This is a genomic window from Sphingobium chlorophenolicum, assembly GCF_000722875.1.
Taxonomy (GTDB): domain Bacteria; phylum Pseudomonadota; class Alphaproteobacteria; order Sphingomonadales; family Sphingomonadaceae; genus Sphingobium; species Sphingobium chlorophenolicum.
Genome location: NZ_JFHR01000049.1, coordinates 1 through 17,059, shown reverse-complemented (window position 1 = coordinate 17,059; position 17,059 = coordinate 1). Strand labels below are relative to the sequence as shown.

18 protein-coding genes are annotated in these 17,059 nt (G+C 64.2%); 9 read left to right on the top strand and 9 right to left on the bottom strand.

Features of this window, described 5'->3' with window-relative positions:
- Positions 1-9 precede the first annotated feature (9 nt).
- Together BV95_RS17425 and BV95_RS17420 are read left to right on the top strand one after the other, a co-directional pair.
- Positions 10-540: an RNA polymerase sigma factor gene (locus BV95_RS17425; protein WP_037454912.1), complete on the top strand. Its 531-nt coding sequence runs from the start codon at positions 10-12 to the stop codon at positions 538-540.
- Positions 537-1,313 carry an anti-sigma factor family protein gene (locus BV95_RS17420; protein ID WP_037454909.1) on the top strand — a complete coding sequence of 259 codons (777 nt, stop codon included), beginning with the start codon at positions 537-539 and terminating at the stop codon, positions 1,311-1,313. The genes BV95_RS17425 and BV95_RS17420 overlap by 4 nt, the downstream gene beginning before the upstream one ends.
- Positions 1,314-1,358: 45 nt before the next feature.
- On the opposite strand, the gene BV95_RS17415 is transcribed toward BV95_RS17420, so the two are convergent.
- From BV95_RS17415 to BV95_RS23260, 3 genes are read right to left on the bottom strand one after another with little or no spacing between them, the layout of a single operon-like run.
- Positions 1,359-4,631, bottom strand: coding sequence for an error-prone DNA polymerase (locus tag BV95_RS17415; protein WP_037454906.1), 3,273 nt, complete (start codon positions 4,629-4,631; stop codon positions 1,359-1,361).
- The gene (locus tag BV95_RS17410) at positions 4,628-6,148 is read right to left on the bottom strand and encodes a Y-family DNA polymerase (RefSeq protein WP_037454904.1); all 1,521 of its coding nucleotides are present in this window, start codon (positions 6,146-6,148) and stop codon (positions 4,628-4,630) included. The genes BV95_RS17415 and BV95_RS17410 overlap by 4 nt, the downstream gene beginning before the upstream one ends.
- Positions 6,063-6,788 carry an ImuA family protein gene (locus BV95_RS23260; protein ID WP_214442614.1) on the bottom strand — a complete coding sequence of 242 codons (726 nt, stop codon included), beginning with the start codon at positions 6,786-6,788 and terminating at the stop codon, positions 6,063-6,065. The genes BV95_RS17410 and BV95_RS23260 overlap by 86 nt, the downstream gene beginning before the upstream one ends.
- 251 nt (positions 6,789-7,039) lie before the next feature.
- Between BV95_RS23260 and BV95_RS17400 the strand changes: the two genes are divergently transcribed.
- The 7 genes from BV95_RS17400 (at position 7,040) to BV95_RS17370 (ending at position 14,485) form a co-directional block, all read left to right on the top strand.
- Positions 7,040-7,609: a sigma-70 family RNA polymerase sigma factor gene (locus tag BV95_RS17400; protein WP_081873421.1), complete on the top strand. Its 570-nt coding sequence runs from the start codon at positions 7,040-7,042 to the stop codon at positions 7,607-7,609.
- A 108-nt stretch (positions 7,610-7,717) separates the two neighbouring features.
- Positions 7,718-8,710 carry a FecR family protein gene (locus BV95_RS17395; protein WP_162179761.1) on the top strand — a complete coding sequence of 331 codons (993 nt, stop codon included), beginning with the start codon at positions 7,718-7,720 and terminating at the stop codon, positions 8,708-8,710.
- Between the two features lie 156 nt (positions 8,711-8,866).
- Positions 8,867-11,335, top strand: a complete 2,469-nt coding sequence (locus BV95_RS17390; protein ID WP_051749843.1) for a TonB-dependent siderophore receptor — start codon at positions 8,867-8,869, stop codon at positions 11,333-11,335.
- 8 nt (positions 11,336-11,343) lie between these two features.
- On the top strand, positions 11,344-12,579 hold the full coding sequence (locus tag BV95_RS17385) for a PepSY-associated TM helix domain-containing protein (protein WP_051749842.1): 1,236 nt from the start codon (positions 11,344-11,346) through the stop codon (positions 12,577-12,579).
- A 4-nt stretch (positions 12,580-12,583) separates the two neighbouring features.
- The gene (exbB, locus tag BV95_RS17380; RefSeq protein WP_081873419.1) at positions 12,584-13,372 is read left to right on the top strand and encodes a tonB-system energizer ExbB; all 789 of its coding nucleotides are present in this window, start codon (positions 12,584-12,586) and stop codon (positions 13,370-13,372) included.
- Between the two features lie 4 nt (positions 13,373-13,376).
- Positions 13,377-13,799, top strand: a complete 423-nt coding sequence (gene exbD / locus BV95_RS17375) for a TonB system transport protein ExbD (protein WP_037454898.1) — start codon at positions 13,377-13,379, stop codon at positions 13,797-13,799.
- A 152-nt stretch (positions 13,800-13,951) separates the two neighbouring features.
- A complete protein-coding gene (locus tag BV95_RS17370; RefSeq protein ID WP_037454955.1) occupies positions 13,952-14,485 on the top strand; it encodes an energy transducer TonB family protein in 534 nt (177 codons plus the stop codon).
- A 116-nt stretch (positions 14,486-14,601) separates the two neighbouring features.
- On the opposite strand, the gene BV95_RS24610 is transcribed toward BV95_RS17370, so the two are convergent.
- The 6 genes from BV95_RS24610 to BV95_RS24465 all read right to left on the bottom strand — a co-directional run.
- Positions 14,602-14,859 (bottom strand): hypothetical protein, encoded by a 258-nt coding sequence (locus BV95_RS24610; RefSeq protein WP_037454897.1) that lies wholly within the window; start codon positions 14,857-14,859, stop codon positions 14,602-14,604.
- A 190-nt stretch (positions 14,860-15,049) separates the two neighbouring features.
- On the bottom strand, positions 15,050-15,547 hold the full coding sequence (locus BV95_RS17360) for a hypothetical protein (RefSeq protein WP_037454894.1): 498 nt from the start codon (positions 15,545-15,547) through the stop codon (positions 15,050-15,052).
- Complete coding sequence (locus BV95_RS17355) at positions 15,544-15,885, bottom strand: hypothetical protein (RefSeq protein WP_037454892.1); 342 nt, start codon at positions 15,883-15,885, stop codon at positions 15,544-15,546. The genes BV95_RS17360 and BV95_RS17355 overlap by 4 nt, the downstream gene beginning before the upstream one ends.
- A gap of 46 nt (positions 15,886-15,931) precedes the next feature.
- Positions 15,932-16,300: an XRE family transcriptional regulator gene (locus tag BV95_RS17350; protein ID WP_081873418.1), complete on the bottom strand. Its 369-nt coding sequence runs from the start codon at positions 16,298-16,300 to the stop codon at positions 15,932-15,934.
- 1 nt (position 16,301) lies between these two features.
- Positions 16,302-16,670: a type II toxin-antitoxin system RelE/ParE family toxin gene (locus BV95_RS17345; RefSeq protein ID WP_037454889.1), complete on the bottom strand. Its 369-nt coding sequence runs from the start codon at positions 16,668-16,670 to the stop codon at positions 16,302-16,304.
- A 12-nt stretch (positions 16,671-16,682) separates the two neighbouring features.
- Positions 16,683-17,059 (bottom strand): helix-turn-helix domain-containing protein (locus BV95_RS24465; protein WP_234703227.1); only part of this gene is annotated, 377 nt, incomplete at its 5' end.

The following is a 17,059-nucleotide window of genomic DNA, read 5'->3' as shown; positions in this document are numbered from 1 at the left end:
GGAGGCGGCATGCAGGACATGATGGCCATCGTCGAACCACTGATCCCGTCGCTGCGGCGCTACGCGCGCAGCCTGCTTCGGGATCAGGTCTCGGCCGACGACCTGGTGCAGGACTGCCTCGAGCGGGTAATCGGCCGTTGGCATCAGCGGCGGGCCGATGGCGATGCGCGGACCTGGGTCTTTACCATCCTGCATAACCTGGCCATCAACCGGATGCGGCAAACGGCACGGCGGGGCGTGCATGTGCCGGTGGACGATACCAGCGAGACCGCCTTCGCCACGCCGCCGACGCAGGAGGATCAGCTCCACCATCAGGCGGCGCTGACGGCGCTCGCGGCGCTTCCTGAAGACCAGCGCAGCGTGCTGCTGCTTATCGGCGTCGAGGACCTGTCCTACGCCGAGGCGGCCGCGGTGCTCGGCGTTCCGCTCGGCACGGTGATGTCGCGCCTGTCGCGCGCCCGGCAGCGGCTCGCGCAATTGATCGAAGAAGGACCGGCGCGCTCGGCAACGACGGGACCTGGCCTGAGGAGGGTAAAATGAGCCGTCCGATCAGTGAGGACGATCTTCACGCCTATGTCGACGGGGCCTTGTCCGGCGCCCGCCGCGCGGACGTGGAAGCCTATCTCGAACGCAACCCCGAGGTGGCGGAGCAATATGCGCGCTTCGGCCGGCAGCGGGAGACGTTGCGCGCTGCACTTGGGCCGATCGCCGCCGAACCGGTGCCGCCGCAGCTCAACCTCGCGCACTTGGTGGCTGCGCGGCGCCAGTCGAGCTGGACCGCCTGGCGCGCCGCGGTCGCGGCCTGTCTGCTTCTGCTCGTCGGCGGTGCTGGAGGCTGGTCGCTGCGCAGCATCGGCGTCGAGCCGGGCGTCGGGATCAATGCGCTCGCCCAGGAAGCCTCCTACGCCTATGCGGTATTCGGGCAGGACAAGGGCCGGCCCGTCGAGATCAATGCGGCCGACAGCACCGCGCTAGTGCGCTGGGTCGAGAACCGGTTGTCGCGCCAGATCTCGGTTCCTGACCTCTCGCAGGCCGGCTATCGCTTCATGGGCGGGCGGGTTGTCGCGACCCCGAACGGCGCCGCTGGGCTTCTCATGTACGATGACGCACAGGGCGCGCGCATCGCGATCCTGATGCGTCCCATGATGCGCGACCAGAACGCCCCGATGGCGGAGCACCGTGAAGGGGATGTTGTCGGCTACGCCTGGGCGGACAATGGAATGGGATATAGTCTCGTCGGAGGAAACTCAGCTGCTAGTCTTCTTCATCCAGTCGCTGACGAAGCGCGGCGACAGATGCGCTCGCGGACTTAATCACGGCGCCTGACGGCGCCGGTGAGTAGCGTGAGGTTTGCAGGCTCAGCGGAAATCGCGCGTTTTGACCTTGATCGTGTCGATGTGCAGGTCGGGGATGAAGATGTCGCGGGTCCGCACGGTCCTCGATGGCTGGCCGCGCGGATCGGGCGTCGGTGAGCCGTGATGAAACTCGTCGCCCCGTCCATGGGGCAACGGAAAGGCGGTGTCGCGTTCACCGACGCTGGCCAGCTCCGCCGAAAGATCTGTAAGCCGCTGTGCGACGAGATGGACCACTTCGCCCTCGCGCTGGACGCGGCCGCGCACCGCGATCATGCCGGCCGACAGAATCGTGCGGCGGTTTTGCTCGAAGACCTTGGGCCAGACCACGAGGTTGGCGATCCCGCTCTCGTCTTCGAGCGTGATGAACATGACGCCCTTGGCGCTGCCGGGCCGCTGCCGCACCAGCACGATGCCGGCCGCCTCCAGCCATCGGCCGTCCTTTGCGTCCATCGCGTCCTGGCAGGAAACCATGCGAAGGCGGCGCAGATCCTTGCGCAGGAACGAGACCGGATGGTCCCGCAGCGACAGGCTGACATGACGATAGTCCTCGACGACTTCACCGCCCGCCGTCATCGGGCGCAGGATGACGGCCGGTTCGGCGACCTCGGGCACGATTTCCGTCTCGCGGGCCGAGGCGGCGGCGAAGAGCGGAAGCGGCTCGTCGCGCAGCGCCTTGATCGCCCATAGCGCCTCACGGCGTGCCAGACCGAAGGGCGGGCGAAACCCGTCCGCTTCGGCGATTTGGGTGAGCGCCGCGACGGGGACGCCGGCACGGCGCCAGAGATCGTCCACTGAGCGGAAGGGCTGGTCCGCCCTGGCCGTGACGATCGCCCCGCCGTGGGCGTTGGCGAGCCCTTTGACCATGCGCAGACCCAGCCGAACGGCGAACCGCTCCTCGCTGCCGGTGGGCTCGAGCGTGCAGTCCCATCGGGAGGCGTTGGCGCAGACCGGGCGGATCTCGACGCCATGATCGCGCGCGTCGCGGACGATCTGGGCCGGCGCGTAGAAGCCCATCGGCTGGCTGTTCAGCAATGCGGTGCAGAAGATTTCCGGGTGCCAGCATTTCAGCCAGGCCGAGGCGTAGGCGATCAGCGCAAAAGAGGCTGCGTGGCTTTCCGGAAATCCGTAACTGCCGAACCCCTCAAGCTGCTTGAAGGTCTGCTCGGCGAACGCCTGCTCGTAGCCGTTTGAGACCATGCCGGCGATCAGCTTGTCGCGGAAATGCGAGACGCCGCCGGTGAACTTGAAGGTGGCCATCGACTTGCGAAGCATATCGGCCTCGCCGGGAGTGAAGCCGGCGCATTCGATGGCGACACGCATTGCCTGCTCCTGAAAGAGCGGAACGCCGAGCGTCTTGCCGAGCACTTTCTCCAGCTCGGGCTTCGGGTAGTGGACGGGCTCAAGGCCCTCCCGGCGACGAAGATAGGGATGCACCATGTCGCCCTGAATCGGACCGGGCCTGACGATCGCGACCTGCACGACGAGATCGTAATAGGTGCGCGGCTTCAGGCGCGGCAGCATCGACATTTGAGCCCGGCTCTCGATCTGGAAGGTGCCGAGCGTGTCCGCCTTGCGGATCATCGCGTAGGTGCGCGGGTCCTCGGCCGGGATGGAGGCGAGATCGAGATTGACACCCTTGTGCTCGGCCAGGAGATCCAGCCCCTTCTTCATGCAGGTCAGCATCCCGAGCGCCAGGACGTCGACCTTCATGAACGTCAGGGCGTCGATATCGTCTTTGTCCCATTCGATGACCTGCCGGTCCTTCATCGCGGCCGGCTCGATCGGAACGAGATCGTCGAGCCTATCATGGGTCAGGACGAAGCCGCCGGGGTGCTGGCTCAGATGGCGCGGCGCGCCCATGAGTTGGCGCGCGAGATCGAGCGTCAGGCGAAGGCGGCGATCGGCCAGATTGAGGTTCAGCTCTTCGACGTGTTTCTGTTCAACGCCTTCCTCTGACCAGGCCCAGACCTGCGACGACAGGGTGCCGATCAGGTCCTCTGGCAAGCCGAGCGCCTTACCGACATCCCGCAGCGCGCCCTTGGTGCGATAGCGGATCACGGTCGAGCAGAGCGCGGCGTGGTCGCGGCCGTAGGTGTCGAACACCCACTGCATGACGATCTCGCGCCGCTCGTGCTCGAAATCGACGTCAATGTCGGGCGGCTCGCGCCGCTCCTCGCTGACGAAGCGCTCGAAGAGAAGATCGTTACGGCCGGGATCGATCGACGTGATGCCGAGGACGTAGCAGACCGCAGAGTTGGCGGCGGATCCACGGCCCTGGCAAAGAATGTCCTTCGATCGCGCGAAGCGGACGATCGAATTCACGGTCAAGAAATACGGCGCGTAGTCGAGCTTCTCGATCAACCGCAGCTCATGCTGAAGCGCGGCAGTCACACTGTCAGGCACGCCCTCCGGATAACGCTCGGTGGCGCCTTCCCAGGTGAGCTTCGCCAGCGTCTCCTGCGGCGTAAGCGCAGGATCGTCGCGTTCCTCGGGATACTGATAGGCCAGCTCGTCGAGTCTGAAGCGGCATCGGTCTGCGATATGCAGGGTTCGGGCGAGCGCTTCGGGATATCGGCTGAAGAGACGGTGCATCTCCTCGGGCGGCTTGATGTACCGATCGGCGTGACGCTCCCGGCGGTCGCCGATCGTGTCGATCGTGACATTGTGCCGGATGCAGGACACGACGTCCTGAAGGATGCGGCGGGCGGGCTCGTGGAAGAGGACGTCGTTCGTCACCACGGTCGCAACCCGCATCTGGGCGGCCAGGTTCGACAGCTCGTGAAGGCGGAGCTGATCGTTGGGCCGACGGCGCAGCGTCAGAGCCAGGTAGGCCCGATCGCCAAACGCATCGCGCAGGCGGCGCAGACGAAGGGCGCATTCGTCATCGGTGAGATCCGGCACGAGGACGGCGATCAAGCCTTCGCCGTAGGCGACAAGGTCCTGCCATTCGAGGACGCACTTCGCCTTTCCGCCGCGCCGCTTGCCGAGCGACAGCAGCCGGCAGAGACGGGAATAAGCAGGCCGGTCGGTCGGATAGACCAGCACCGACATGCCGTCGGCGAGGTCGAGACGGCAGCCGACAATCAGGCGGACCCCGGTCGTCTTCGCCGCCTCATGGGCCCGGACGATGCCCGCGAGGGAGTTTCGATCCACCACGGCCAACGCTTCGATCCCGGCGAGCGCGGCCTGGGCGAACAGCTCCTCGCAAGATGAGGCCCCTCGCAGAAAGCTGAAATGCGAGGTGACCTGAAGCTCGACATAGCGGGGCTCGCTCATCCGAAGACCCCGTGGATGAACCAGCGGTGCGAGCCGGTGGCGGTGTCCTCGCCGTCGCCGGCGCGAAACAGCCAGTAGCGTTCGCCGGCGTCGTCCTCGACCCGGAAATAGTCGCGGACGGCAACCAGCTCGGCATCGCGCTTCCACCATTCGCCGAACACACGCTCCGGCCCGTCGCCACGCCGAAGGCGGCGGCGGATGCCGCGCCAGGTGAACGACACCGGCGGATGGTCGGGAAGCAACGCCACGGTCTCGACCGGCTCAGGGGCCGGCAGAAGGCGGGAGGGCCGCGGCCAATGGCCGGGCCAGCCCGCTCCCGTGTCGGCCGCCATCGCCGGGATACGACAGACAGACCGCTCCGGAACATCGCTGGCGACCGGTGCAAGCCGATAGAGGGCACGCTCGCCCACGCGGTTCATCAAGGTGTCGATGAGATCGGAGACGTCCGGGGTGCTCTCCTCGACCAGCGAGCTGACGATCTGCTTGCGCTCAAGCGGCTCGGCGACGCTTGCGGCGAGGGTCATCACCTCGATGCCGAAGCCGGGCGAGATGGCCTCGATCTTGTCGCACAGGAGGCGCGTCAGCCGCTTCGCGTCGCGGACCGGCGTGGCCATGCCGACCCGCACGGCCTGGGCCCGGCTATCGACGCGGTGGCAGATGAGATCGAGCCTGCGTGCGCCGAGGCCGCCTTCCTCCAGACGTTCGCAAAGCTGGGTGACAAGCTTGCCGATGTAACGGGCGATGGTCTCGGCCGCGCCGATCGGCTCGGCGAAGGCCCGGCGCACCTCGATGAGATCGGCCGGACGGACCGGCTCGATGATTTCGGCCGCAATGCCCAAGGCCTGGTCCAAGCGTCTGCCAAGTTCGGGGCCGAAGCGAAGGGTGAGCGGCGCGCGCGGCTGCGCCAAAAGATCGCCGACCGTTCGGAAGCCGAGCGTGCGCAGCGCCGCGATGGTGCGAGCCGGAATGCGCAACGCCTCAAGCGGCAACCGCTCCACGACGGACGGCCCGTGGCCCTCTGGCGCTATGACGGCCGGCTGCGCCGAGAACCGGGCCAACGCGTGGGCTGCTCCCCAGGTGTCGGCGATCGCGCCTCTCGCGGCGATCCCCGACATGGCGAGGCGCCCGATCAAGCCGTCCAGCATGACAGTCTCCCCGCCGTGGAGATGATCCGCGCCTGTCGAGTCAATGATGAGGCCGTCGGGCGGATCGGGGGCGACGATTGGCGCATACCGGAGAAGCCATACCGCGAGACGCTCAAGCGCCTCGGCGTCGGCAGCGGGATCGGCATCCTGCACAATGAGTCCAGGCACCAGGACTTGCGCCTTAGTGACGGGCATGCCGGCGCGCAGGCCGGCGGCCTGGGCCGCAGCATCCGCCGCCAGCACCACCCGCCTGTTCCCATCGCGGCCAATCAGGACGAGCGGCGCCTCAGCCGGAGGCGCCGCGTCGCCAGCCTTCCGCCGAAGCCGGTCCGTGGACCAGTTCGGCAGGAAGAGCGAGACGACCCGTGTCATCGCACGCCTCCAACTCGAAATCTGCACTTTCACCCGCTCGCGCGCGGATAAGTTCAACTAGCCAGCGTGCGCGACCCACGCCGGGAACGGGTAGCGGCGTCGAGGGAAGCACGGAGACGCGCCAGCGCGTCATCGCCGCGGTCGGCTGGCCGAAATCCGTCGCTTCCGTTTGTCGTCGCCAGCGCCGCAGGGCGATTCCGAGCGAGCCGCTACCTTCAGCTGCCAGCTGCAGGCGTCTCGACGCCGTCATCGAAAGGCGAGCGACCTCGCCGATGACGGCGCCAAGGCCGCCGTGGCGCAATCCTTCCTCCATGCAGGCGAGCACGGTCTTGTCGTCGCCGGCTTCGAGGTAGATCACGCGATCGCTTGCGAGGCCTGCCTGGGCAATGGCGGGCGCAAACAGGTCGGCGCGAGTGATGCACCAAAGGATTTTGCCCTTGGTGCGGGCGGCAAGGCCTGCGCCGAACGACGCAGCAGCTGCGCCATCGACGGCGCCGTTACCGCCGCCGGCGATTTCATGCAGCGCGCCGAGTGCGAGGCCACCGCCGGGGAGCCGTGAGTCTACCTCGGTGATCCCGAAAGGGAGTACCGATTTGGCGCGCCGGCTTCTGCCTTCGATCTTCACGATCTGCGCGCGCAATGACTCTATGGCGGGCTCGGGCCGCAAGCTGCTTGTTGACCTCCGGGAACAGGTTCGGCATCATGTTCTCTATTTGTTCTTCTTTATCGGCGCAGGAGTCAAGGGGGCGATCCGCATGACCCGGTGACTCATCGACTCTAGGTGCTCGGCGTGAGCGCTTTTCCGACAATCGCGCCCAGGTCGAGGCGTTCGACCAATGTTGCGCTGCGGCAGCCCATCCGCTACGGTGTTTTGCGAACGCCTCGCAACAAGTGTCATTTCGTCACTCCGCGCGCGAGCGTCGCGTGTTGAAGGATGGCGGTTTCTTGGGGTCTGATCGCGTAGCTTTGCGCTTGTATAAGTCGCATCGCGAGTCGCTCGTGACCTATGCCGGGAGGTTGTCGGGCGATCCGGCCGCCGCGGAAGACATCGTTCATGACGCCTGGCTACTCTTCGACCGCCAGCCAGCGCCGGACCAAATCCGAGAACCCCTGAGCTACCTGAAGCGCATCGTGCGCAACCTGGTCTTCGCGCAGGTGCGGCACCGCCGCCGTGAACCGTCTCTCGCCGCCCCGGAGGCGGGCGCGGTCGTCGAAATGTTGATGGACGATCGGCCGTCCGTCGAGGCCGACCTGATCGCGCGGGATGACATGCGGCTTGTCATGCAGGTCGTGAACGGCTTGCCCGCGCGGCAAAGCGCGGCGTTCAAGATGTATCACTTTGAGGAGTTGAAACTGCGCGAGATCGCGATCCGGCTCGGCGTTTCGGTGTCACTGACGCATCTGCTGATCACTGAGGCGATGGAGCTTTGCGATGAAATGCGGAAAAGAAGCGCGCAATGACGGGAGCAAATCAGATTCTTTTGGAAAACGCGCTGGCCCGAGCATCTAGTCAGCATGAGATCCGGGCCCCCTTACTTGCGCCTCGTTCCCGTTGGCGGGCTATCGCCAGTGACGTTTGACGAGCGCGAAGCGCGTCGAAGCGCCTCTCACTGGTATGTCCGCCTCCGGGAAGAGCCTGACGACGACGCGGTGAACGCCGCGTTCGAAGAATGGCTTGCCGCCGACGTGCGGCACGCCGAAGCTTGGGTCAGCATGAGCGAGACGGTGGCGGCCGCCGGCCGGGCGCCGCCCGAGTTGCGCACCTACACGATCCCGCCCCGGGCCGATCCAGCCGCTATTCCAACCCGCCGTAGATCGCGATCGACGGGATGGCGTTGGCGGGCCCGGCCGCGCGTCGCGGCGGCCGCAGCTGCGGCCGCCTGTGCTGCGTTGCTCGCCTTTCCGCAGGCACAGCTCTACTTTCAGGCGGACCACAGCACGAGCGTCGCGCAGGTCGAGCAGGTTCGACTGGCGGATGGCAGCAGCATCCAGCTAGGCCCGGCCAGCGCTGTCGCGGTTGATTTTGACGGCAAGAATAGGACCGTGCGCCTCCTCGCCGGCCAGGCGTTGTTCGACGTCGTGCATGACCCCTCGCGGCCTTTCCGCGTCGAATCCGGCGCGATCACCACCACAGTTCTCGGGACGAGCTTCGAGGTTCGCACGCTCGGTGACAACACGGAGGTCGCGGTTCGGCGCGGCCATGTCCGCGTTGAGGATGCGAACGCCTCTCCAGCCTCGCGCCGCGAACTCCTCGCGGGCGATTGGGTGCGAATCAACCAGGACCACACGGGCACGACCGGCAAGATCGCAACCGAATTGGTGGGAGGCTGGCGTCGCGGCGACATCATGGCGGAAAACCGCACCGTGGCCAGCGTCATCGACGAAATCCGGCCTTGGTATCGCGGCGCGATCGTCGTGACGGACAGCGCCTTAGCGGCGCGTGCGGTTACGGGGATTTACAATGTCCACGACCCGGTGAAAGCGCTGAGGATGATCGTGAACCCTTACGGCGGCACGGTGACGCGCATTACGCCGTGGCTCATGGTGGTGAGCGGCGCATAAGAAGTTTTCTTTATATCCAATCCGTTAGCCTTGATCTCCGCACGTCCGGCAAACTTTTTTTGGAAAACACTCGTCCACAAGCATCTTGCCTCGTGAGGGGCGTATTTGCGACGCATTAGCAGGTGGCCTCCAACGCACTCATATCTGGAGGTCCGAATGGGCGGGGGTAATACGGTTTCGGCGCGGCGCGGTCAGCGAACTGCGATGTTCAGCGCGGTCCTGATGGCGACGACTGCGATCGTCACCGTGGGGGCGGCACCGTCAGCGGCAGCGGCTCAAACGACACGCGCAGAGCAGCGCCGATTCGATATTCCGTCTCAATCGTTGGCCCAAGCGCTGATGATTTTCGGACGGCAAGCCGGCCTGCAAGTGACGGCCGAGGGACCGTTGGTTTCCGGGCGGACAAGCGCGGCGATCAATGGCGATTTCTCGCCGGCCGAGGCGCTCAGCCGTATTCTGCAAGGAACGGGTCTCACCTATCGGTTCGTCGGGAACGGCGGCGTTCAAATCGAGGCCGCCCCGCAGGTCTCGGATGGAGCCATGCAACTCGGGCCGGTCCGAGTGGAAGCGAATGGCACAAGTGCCGGCGATTTAGGAGGTGTCGAGCAGAGCGCGACGAGCCCGGTAGCCGGATATGCTGCGCGCAGAAGTGCGACGGCGACCAAAACAGACACGCCGATCCAAGAGACGCCACAGTCGATCTCTATCGTGACTGCCGAACAAGTTAGAGATCAAAAGGCTCAAACTCTTCAGGACGCGCTCGGCTACACCGCTGGCGTGATGGTGAGCACGACGGGCATGAACCCGGCGCTCGCCGACAGCTTCTGGATACGGGGCTTCCAGGCCGATCCGCAGTTTGCGAGCTTCTATCGTGACGGCCTTCGCTTTGGTGCTCGGATCTTCAACGGGAAGCAGGAGCCTTACGGCCTGGAGCGCATCGAGGTGCTCAAGGGACCATCCTCAATCCTCTATGGAGCGACTGCGCCGGGCGGCATTGTCAACACGGTTTCGAAACGTCCGACGCTGACGCCCATCCGAGAAGTGAATCTGGAGTATGGGAGCTTCAATCGAAAGCAGGTGTCGGCGGACTTCAGTGGCCCGTTCGACGCAGACGGCCGCTGGGCATATCGCTTAACGGTGCTCGGCCGTGATAGCGATACTTTCATCGACTACGGGCGCGACGATCGCATCTACGTTGCCCCGTCGCTGAGCTGGAATCCGACCGCCAATACGTCGCTGACGCTGCTTGCGCATTATCAGCATCAACTTGCCAGCGATCCCGGTTCACTGCCGGTCGTAGGAACACTCCGGTCGAACGCCAACGGACGCTTGCCGCGCAGCCGTTACCTCGGGGAGCCAGATCATAACGATTACGACAGCGAGACGAAGTCGATCGGCTACGAGTTCCGCCAGAGCTTCACCGATACACTGACGTTCAATCAGAAACTGCGCTATATGCGCATCGATCTCGACTACGAATACACGTTGCTGAGCGGCGTGCTCGACGCCACTCAGCGGCGGGCTGGCCGCGAACCCCGGCACTTCGTCGAAAAGACGAACCTTTTCACGGTCGACAACAATCTCACTTGGACGGTCGACACCGGGCCGCTCAGCCACACTGTGCTCGCTGGCATTGATTATTCCCGCACGCGTTACAACAGCGTCCGGGATCGCGGCACGTTGCCGTCGATTGACATATTCGCGCCCGTCTACGGAGCGGCCTGGTCTACGCCGCCGTGGCGTTGGTTCATCGATACCGACAAGCGCACAGGCGTTTATTTGCAGGACCAGATGAAGCTCAGCGACAAGCTCGTTGTCTTGCTTGGGGGGCGCTACGACTGGTTTTCGATTGACTCGCAGACCCCCTATACTCCGGCGGCGCGCGTTCAAGAAAAGGAGCGCGCATTCACAGGGCGGGCGGGACTTGTCTATCTCGCCGACAACGGCCTTGCTCCCTACCTGAGTTTCAGCCAGTCGTTCGAGCCGACATCGGGCCGGGATCGGTTGAGCAATCGCTACGACCCGAGCGAAGGCGAACAATATGAGGCTGGCCTTCGCTACCAGCCGCCCGGTAGCGATATCTCGCTATCCGGCGCGCTCTACCAACTCACCCGCACTAACGTGCAAACTCCCGACCCAGTTGATCCAAGCTTCTCGGTTCAGACCGGTGAGGTGCGTTCCCGCGGCCTCGAATTGGAAGCCAAGGGAGAGCTGCTACCGGGGCTGAAGGCGGTCGCAGCATACACATACACTGACACCAAAGTCACTAAGAGCAACAATCCCGCTCAACTTGGCACACGATTCTTGGGCGTGCCCCGCCATATGGCCTCGCTATGGGCTGATTATGACTTCCGAGATGTTGGGCTGGCAGGGTTCAACGTTGGGGGCGGCGTGCGTTACGTCGCCGAGCGCCCAGGCGATCTGACCGGCGGCCTGCCGGCTCCCGCTTATACCCTGTTTGATGCAGTAGCGAGCTATTCGACCGGACCATGGAGATTGGCCGTCAACGTTCGCAATCTCACCGACAAGGTTTATATACCCAACAATTGCCGAACGACCTTTGCTGGCGGTTGCGACTACGGTGCTCCACGCTCGATAATCGCGACGTTGGGCTACAGCTGGTAGTCGGCAAGATGCGATCTACCATCGTCCTGCTGCACCGCTGGACAGGTCTCGCCACCGCGCTTTTCTTGGCAGTGGCGGGACTGACCGGCACCGCGCTTACGTTTCGCGACGAGCTTGAGGCCTTAATCAATCCGCGACTGTTCGTCGTCGGCTGGCAACCGGGCGCGGCGGTGGACCCGGTAGCCCTTCGCGATCGCGTCCAGCGTGCGTTTCCGCAGGCTCGGGTCGATTACATGCCTTTTCCGCGGCCAGGCCGCTCCGCAATGTTCTATCTGATGCCGCAGCCAAACCGCTCGACCGGGAAGGCGCCACCCCTCGTATTCGATCAGGTTTTCATCGATCCCCAGACTGGGGCGATATTGGGTGGGCGGCGATGGGGCGCGCTTTTCGACGGCTGGCACTTCCAGCGCGCCAATATCGTGCCTTTCATCTGGCGTCTGCATGAGGCGCTTGCCCTGCCGCATCCGTACGGCAAGATCTTCTTCGGCTTGATTGCGCTGCTTTGGACATTCGACTGCTTTATTGGATTTGTCCTTACCCTTCCACGCGGACGACCCCTGCTTCAGAAGTGGAAGCCGGCGTGGCAGATCAAAGCTCGCGCCGCCCCGTACCGACGGTATCTCGACCTGCACCGCGCCTTCGGGCTCTGGCTTTGGGCGCTTCTTCTCGTGCTGGCTTGGTCAAGCGTGATGCTGAACCTCCGGGATGTAATCTATCGGCCGATCATGTCGATCGCGCTTCCATTCGAGGACAGCCAGCCGGATCGACTGCCGACGCCGGATTATAATCCTAAGATCGACTGGCGCGCTGCACTTACGGCAGGTCGTCGCGAGATCTCCGGTCTTTCCGCTCGGGAAAACTTCTCGATCCGCTACGAAGACAGCCTTTGGTATCGGCCAGCACTTGGCGCCTACCTCTATCGTACACATACCAGTCTTGATATTCGCGAAACCGGTGGAGGGACCGATCTTTGGATCGATGCACAGACCGGCAGGCTGATCCGCGCTCAGTTTGAACGAAAGGGTGCGGCGGGCGATGTTGTTAGCGAATGGCTTCGAGCACTGCACACCGCCACAGTTTTCGGCTTTGGTTACCGGCTGCTGATCGCAATTTCGGGGTTGGTGGTCGCTATGTTGTCCATCACGGGTATCTACATTTGGTGGGTCAAACGCCGCGGTCGCACCGCCCGCAAGCGCTTTCCCGTGGCCGTCTCGCCCCACCGGTTACCAACGGAATTGGGTTAGCGACATGCATTTGGAAAGACACTTTTTGAAACGGTCCCCAGCAGCATGGTTTGGCATCGGGATCACAGCTGCATCGCCTGCCCATGCGGAGGACATTGCTTTGTTGCCCGACAATCTGACTGCTTGGGGCATGTTCGTGTCGGCCGACTGGGTGGTCAAAGCCGTTATCATCGGCCTGGCAATAGCATCGATCATCACTTGGACGGTGCTGGTCGCCAAATCGCTGGAGCTGTCTAAGAGGACAGCCGCGCAGCGGGCGGAGTTTCGCGCGGTCGATGCCGCACGCACGCTCGCTGAGGCGGGAATCGCAGCCGACGCGAAAGATTCCATCCTGATTGCAGCGGCGGTAGCGGAACTGAAGCTTTCTGCCGATGCGCTGGACGATCGCGAAGGCGTCAAGGAGCGCATCGTCTCCCGCTTCGATCGCATCGAAGCGGCCTTGGGCCGACGCATGACGCGTGGGACCAGCGTGCTGGCGACGATCGGCGCGACCGCGCCCTTCGTCGGCCTATTCGGCACCGTCTGGGGTATCATGAACAGCTTCATCGGCATCTCGGCCAAGCAGACCACCAACCTCGCGGTGGTCGCCCCCGGCATCGCAGAGGCGCTGCTGGCGACGGCGATCGGCCTCGTCGCCGCGATCCCGGCTGTGGTTATCTACAACCACTTCGCGCGCCAGATTGCAGCCTACAAGGCTCTGCTCGGCGATACCTCGGCGGCCGTGCTGCGGCTGGTCTCGCGCGACCTTTCGCGCGGCGTGGTCGGCAAGGCCGACCTGCGCGTAGCGGAGTAGGACGATGGCCGCCCGTCTCCAGCACGATGACGAGCTGGTCGAGAACCATGAGATCAACGTCACGCCGTTCATCGACGTGATGCTGGTCTTGCTCATCATTTTCATGGTCGCCGCTCCGCTCGCGACTGTGGACGTGAAGGTCGACCTGCCCAGCTCGACGGCGCAGCCGCAGCCCAAGCCCGACAAGCCGTTGTTCCTGACCATCAAGGCGGACCACGGCCTCGTGGTCGACAACCAGCCCGTGACCCACGAGGCGCTGGGAAGCGCACTCGATCAGCGCACGCGCGGCGACAAGGAGCAGCGCATCTTCCTGCGCGCCGACAAGACAGTCGACTACGACACGCTGATGAAGGCGATGAACGACCTTCGCGCGGCCGGCTATCTCAAGGTGGCGCTGGTCGGGCTCGAAGCCGGCACGGTCCAATGACCCTCGATCAAGGCGAGCCAGGCGCGGCCCGCCGTTGGGGCGGTGCCTTGGCCCTGGTACTCGGATTCCATGCCGTGCCGGCGCTGGTCGCAGCCTACTGGCTGGGGCCGACCATCAGCACTCCGGCCGAGGAGACCGCCATCTTCATCGACATGGCGCCCCCGGCTGCGCCGCCGGTCCCGCCCTCCGAGCAGCCGCCGGGGCCGAAGCAAGTCAAGGCCGAGACGCCGCAGCCCAAGCTGGTGCGCGATCCGGTCAAGACGCCGCCGCTTCCCAATCCAACCGTCGCGCTGCCCGTGCAGCCACCGGAGCCGCCGCGCGAGGAGGCGAAGCAGGCCGCGCCGCAGACCACCGCACCGCCAGCACGGCCAGCACCGCCAGCGCCGGTCCTCTCCAGCGGCGTGCCGACATGGCAGGGGCTGGTGCTCGGCGCGCTCAACAAGGTGAAGCGCTATCCCTTTGCGGCGCAGTCCCGCCGCCAGCAGGGCGTCCCTTATATCCGCTTCGTCATGGACCGGAACGGTCGCGTGGTCTCCTCGCGTCTCGAGCGCAGCTCGGGCTTCGCCATGCTCGACAATGAGGCGGTCAATCTGCCGCGCCGGGCGCAGCCGCTGCCCAAGCCGCCTGCGGACGTCACCGGCGACACGATCGAGCTGGTCGTGCCCGTCGAGTTCTACCTGCGCTAGGCCGGCAACGCGCAGCCTTGCCGTCCGGCCCGTGAGGCTTACCCGCGTTTGCATCATCGCTCTGGCGGTTCTCGCTATCGGCGTCGCCGGCTGGCGGTGGCCGCGCCCGCGGCCTATCAGACGGTCGAGATTCCGGTCCGCTCACGCGACTGCTTGTCCAGCCCGGCGATGTCGTCACCAAGGGTCAGCTTCTCGCCGAGATCGAGCCCTAGATTCATCGCGAAAGCCTCGCCGAAGATGACCCGATGTCCGCGACGATGACGCAGTTCGAGCGCCCGACCATAGGTCGTTGTCGCGATCGCGATGAGATCACGGAAGCTCGCCAGCGCGGAGATGTCGAGAAAGGCCGGCGGTGCTGCTGGATGCACCAACAAAACGGAGGGCTCGAACTTCTGCCCGAAATTTGTCGGAGAACCGATTGAGGAAGCGGCGGAACATGGACTGCGCGCGCTTGATTGCGGCAACGCGGGTCATTCGCCGGGGGTAGTGCGGCGATGTCGCAGCCAATCGCCGCCTCGAGCGGGATATTCGGCAATACGAACACAGGGGTCCATCGAGCGGTCACTAGGCTGTCGCTTCGGGCAGATGAGCTTCCGCTTCCTTCAGGCAGCGATCCCAAAACGTCAGGGCCTCGCGGATTTTCGGGAGGATTGGTCGTCCCTCGGCATCGCGCAGCTTAACGGAGTTGAAGGCAGCGACATGCGAGACGCCATCGGGCACGCCGGGGTCAGCTACCACTGCGATGGTGTCGAAGGCATTGTTGCGAAGCTGGAGTCCGCCCTGAAACTCCTTGAGCAGTACATTGCGGGCGGGCTCAATAAAGTCCCGGAAAATCGGAGCTTGCTTCCACTCCCGCCATTTCGCTGCGCTCCAGGATCGGCGCTGGTCATCCGCGCAATCGACCTTGTCGAACACGTGCCCGATGGACCTAAGCAAAGCGATGATCGCGATGTACTGTGACTGATATTCGGCTACCGGCCGCATCATGCTGTCGTAGCGCTCAAACCGAGCGACAAGATCAGTCACGAAGTTGAGTTGCGCGCGTGCCACAAGCATGGTCATAGCGCGCGAAACGCCGCCTCGATGTCGGCGGCAGTGTTGGCGTCGTCGAAGCTGTGCAAGACGGCTCCGGTTTGCGTGCGGTCCCGGATCTCGATTTTCTCGGCCGTGTGGTTGTAGGCGAAGACGTAGGTCTTCCCACCGATATTCACCCAGAGCATGTTCGCGGGGCTGCCCGCGAAGCGCCTTATCCGGATTGTGTCCGGTTCTCCACGCCAGATAATGCCGCCGAGCAAGGCAAGAGCGATTCCCTTCACCTTGCCTGCATGATGATCCGCGCGGCCCATGACGCCCTCGGCATAGGTGTGCAGTTCTTCGACGTCCTTAGCCGTAATCGCCATTCTTCCCCCTATCTTCGCGGATCAACATCCGCGTCCACGCGCAGTGCTAGGCATGCTTGCGACGCCGCGCGACGGTACGCGTCGTCCTGTCATCCGAGACAGTTCCATCGCTGAGGCCTTGGAGCCGAAGGGCTGGCCGCCCGGGCAGCTTCACGGTCAGTTCGAGTTTGCCGCCGATCGCCTCGACATAGCTGCGCAGGGTCGACAGATACATGTCGGCCTGCTTTTCGATCTTCGAGACCGAAGGCTGCTTGATGTTCAGCGCCGTGGCGATGTCCTCTTGGGCCTTTCCTGCGATCTGACGCATTTCGCGCAGGCCCTCGACTTCCTGCTTCAGCACCTGATAGCGGGCCTCGATCTCGGCTTGGCGCTCGGGCGGCAACTCGGCAATGAAATCGTTCAGGTTGCGGGCCATGCTAGCTATCCTTCTTTCCTGATTTCAGGGTTTCCACATGGTCGGAAAACCTGAGATCCGCCTTTGCGATGAGCCGCTTGTAAAAGCGCTTCTCGCTCCCGCCCGACTTGTCGCCGGCCACCAACACCACCGCTCGCCTTTCGGGATCGAAGGCGAAGGCTGCTCGCCATTCGCCATCGGCGGCTTCGAAGCGCAGCTCTTTCATGTTGGCGTGCTTCGACCCCTTGAGCGTATCGACATGCGGGCGACCGAGCTGCGGGCCGAAATCGGCGAGCAACTTGGCGACCACGATCAAAGCGTCTTGCACGCTAGGCTCGAAAGTCCGTAGCTCGTCCTCGAAGGCAGCGTACAAAATGACTTCCCAAGTCATATAGCCTCCGAGCTATGTTGGGTCAAGGGGAAGGACGCGGGGAGCTGCCGGTGATGCGGTAGTGGCGCGCCGACAACTTTCCGCCCAGGCATCGAGATCATCGACCGCATAGCGGACCCATTTTCCGAACTTGTGGAAAATGGGTCCACCGCCGAGGGAGCGGTAGCACTCCAGCGTATGTGCTTCGAGGGCGAGATAGCGGGCCGCCGCCTCGGTATCGACGAACCGGATCGGTCCAGCGTCATCGACAAACCTAGGGTCAGGACCTGTTAAATTGCTTGCGCATTGGGTGATGGGTTGATTCAATAGCAGCGTTAGGAGGCGCTGCCGATGGATGTTCCGTTTCTGCTGAGTGAGGCGCAGATGCGCCGGATCGAGCCGTATTTTCC